At 70.8% G+C, this 2,940-nt stretch carries 3 protein-coding genes and 1 pseudogene; 3 read left to right on the top strand and 1 reads right to left on the bottom strand.

The window, feature by feature from the left end; genetic code table 11:
• Positions 1-244, top strand: a pseudogene (locus DQW85_RS25095) (acetate--CoA ligase family protein); the annotation flags it as partial.
• Entirely contained in the window at positions 231-980 is a 750-nt protein-coding gene (locus DQW85_RS25100; protein ID WP_113702448.1) for a glucose 1-dehydrogenase, read from the top strand. The pseudogene DQW85_RS25095 and the gene DQW85_RS25100, both read left to right, overlap by 14 nt.
• Here the strand turns inward: DQW85_RS25100 and DQW85_RS25105 are convergent.
• The gene (locus DQW85_RS25105; protein WP_162795359.1) at positions 974-1,669 is read right to left on the bottom strand and encodes a PaaI family thioesterase; all 696 of its coding nucleotides are present in this window, start codon (positions 1,667-1,669) and stop codon (positions 974-976) included. The two genes, DQW85_RS25100 and DQW85_RS25105, sit on opposite strands and share 7 nt — an antisense overlap.
• Positions 1,670-1,973: 304 nt before the next feature.
• On the opposite strand from DQW85_RS25105, the gene DQW85_RS25110 reads away from it, so the two are divergent.
• Positions 1,974-2,940: CHAP domain-containing protein (locus tag DQW85_RS25110; RefSeq protein WP_113702450.1), on the top strand; the 967-nt coding region annotated here is incomplete at its 3' end.

Genomic DNA, 2,940 nt, shown 5'->3' on the forward strand with positions numbered 1-2,940 from the left:
CACGGTGGGCACGGCGGGCACGGCTGCCGGGCCGCTGCTCGACCACGCCCGCGCGCTCGCGGAGGCGCAGGGCGGGCTGCCGGGCGCCAGGATCACCCTGGTGACCAGGAACGCCGAGTTCGCGCCCGCGGGCGTCGAGGACGAGGTCAGGACGATCGCGGCGGCGGCGGGGATACCCGTATACCGGTCCATGGAGGCGGCCGCCGTGGCCGTCGCGGCAGGAGGGCGACATGGGACTGCTTGACGGCAAGGTGGCGCTGATCACCGGCGGGGCGCGCGGCATGGGCGAGGCGCATGTGCGGCTGTTCCTGCGGGAGGGGGCCGCCGTGGTGTTCGGTGACGTGCTCGACGACGAGGGCAAGGCGCTGGCCGTGGAGACCGGGGCGACGTACGTCCATCATGATGTCACCAGCGCGGCGGAGTGGGGCCGGGCGGTCGAGACGGCCGTCTCGGCGTACGGCAGGCTGGACGTCCTGGTGAACAACGCCGGGATCCTGAGGTTCCGGCGGATCGCGGAGATGGAGCCCGGCGACTTCGACCGCGTGATCGACGTGAACCTGAAAGGCACCTGGCTGGGCGTCAAGTCGGTGATCGAGCCGATGAAGGCGGCCGGGCGGGGCTCGATCGTGAACATCTCCTCGATCGAGGGCTTCGTCGGGGCCGAGGGGCTGTCGGCGTACGCGGCCTCGAAGTTCGGCGTGCGCGGGGTCACCAAGTCGGCGGCCCGGGAGCTCGCCCGGTTCAAGATCCGCGTCAACTCGGTCCATCCCGGGGCGATCAACACCTCGATGGCCACCAACCCGGACATGATGAGCGAGGTCGACGCGGAAGCGTTCGTCAAGTCGATGGTCATCAAGCGCTTCGCCAAGCCGGTGGAGGTGTCGCACGTGGTCGCTTTCCTGGCCTCGGACCGGTCCAGCTACTGCACCGGCAGCGAGTTCACGGTGGACGGCGGACTGCTCACCGGCGCGGGCTACTGACCCGTTCCCTGGCCCGTTCCCTGGCCCGCTCCCCGGACCGCTCCCCGGACCGTTCCCTGGCCCGTTCCCGAGGCCCGGTGGTCCATCCACCGGGTCGGGGTGATGAACAGGCCCGTCGCCTCGGCCAGCACCGTGCCGTCCGGGAGGGCGATGTGGCCCTCGGCCCAGGTCTTGCGCCCCTCCGACCTGGTGTGCCGCGCCGTGGCCAGCAGCGGCCTGCCGTACGGGACGGTCGCCCGGTAGCGGACGCTGAGCGTGCCGGTCATCCCGGCCAGCCCGGCGGCGGCCACCGCCTGGCCGAGAAGGTGGTCGAGGATCATCGCGGTGATCCCGCCGTGCACGGAACCGGGCGGGCCCTCGTGCGTCGGGCGGAAGGTCACCTCGGCCCGTACGCCGCCTTCGGGGGTCTGTTCGGCGACCAGCGGCAGAGCGTGCGCGTTGGCCGCGCCGGCGACGGCGTTGCCGAGGTGGCGCAGCGTCCCGTCGGGCGCGAGCTCGAAGGGCTGCGGCCGGTCCCGGGCGGTGGCGCGGAGCCGCTCGGTGAGGGTGGCCAGCTCGGCGGCGACGGCGGCCAGCTCGTCCTCGCCCACGTCGGTGAGCGCCACCGCGTCCATCAGCTCCCGGGTGCGCTGCGCCAGGACGCACAGGGCGTCGAGGCGGGGCTCGCCGGTGGCCACGTCGATCGTCATGACAGGCATCCTAGAACACGTTCTAGGAAACGCGTTTGTCACCTTCCAGCCATAAGATTGATCATTTAGCTATAAACACCACGTTGAGCGGACATTTCTGGCAGGCTCTTGACCTGCGGTTGGACCCCTCATTGGAGCGAGACACTCGCTTGACGCGTGCTTGACCTGCCTTTTTGTCACGGTAGCCTCCGACATCACGGACGACTACAGGCCTCCGGATAGTCACACGTGTCCCGGGATACCCCTCCCTACCCCGGGCTGCGTGGATGAACCGGCCCTGCCCGGAAGGTTCCAGAGCACTTCGATGACGCCAGAGACAGAGAAGTTCATCGACCTCCTCGAGAGCCAGCTCGGCTACGCGGAGAAGGGCGATGACTACACCAAGTACGGCGACTGGTACGGCCGGAACGTCGAGTTCGACTCCGACTACAGCGCCCAGCCGTGGTGCGACATGTTCCTCGCCTGGGCGGCCAACAAGCTCGGGTACGAGGAGTGGATGGGCGAGTTCGCCTGGACCGTGAGCCACGCCAAGTGGTTCAAGAAGAACGACGCCTGGGGCACCGAGCCCGAGCCGGGCGCGTTCGTCTTCTTCGACTGGAGCGGCTCGCGCAAGCTCGACCGCATCGACCACGTGGGCGTCGTGACCAGGGTCGAGGGCGACAGGATCTTCACCATCGAGGGCAACATCGACGGCGGCCTCGCCAAGCGAAAGGAACGTGACACGAGCAAGGTCGTCGGTTACGGCTACCCCGCGCGGATCAAGGAACGCCTGGACGAGCAGGCGGCCATGCGGCAGGCCATGGAGGACGCCTCCCATCGGCAGATGGAACCGCCGCCCGGCCTGGACGCCGACCGGACCGGCTCGCTCGTCGCGCTCATCCCCTCCTCGGAAGTGCAGTACGATCCTCAGCCTCCGCTGGCCGCCCGCGCCGAGCCCGCTCCCGAGACGGGCAACCAGGCGCAGCGGGCCGGCACCCCGTCGCCCGCGCCCACCAAGGCCCGGACCGGGCCGGAGAGCTCCACCACCACCGGCAGGGGCGAGCGGAAGGGCAAGCACGCCAAGCCCGCCACCGCCGACACGAACGCGGTGACCAGCGAGCCCCTGCCCCCCGTCATCGAGGCGTCCAGGCCCGTCACCTCCCCGGTGCTCGACTCGCCGAGCCTGGTCGGCTCGGCCCTGGTGGCCGCGCTCGCCCTCCTGGCCATCGCGAAGACCCGGCAGCTGCGCGCCCGCCCCGCCCTCGCCGCCGCCGCGCCCGCGGCCCCGTCCC

Source organism: Nonomuraea lactucae, from assembly GCF_003313395.1.
Lineage (GTDB): Bacteria > Actinomycetota > Actinomycetes > Streptosporangiales > Streptosporangiaceae > Nonomuraea > Nonomuraea lactucae.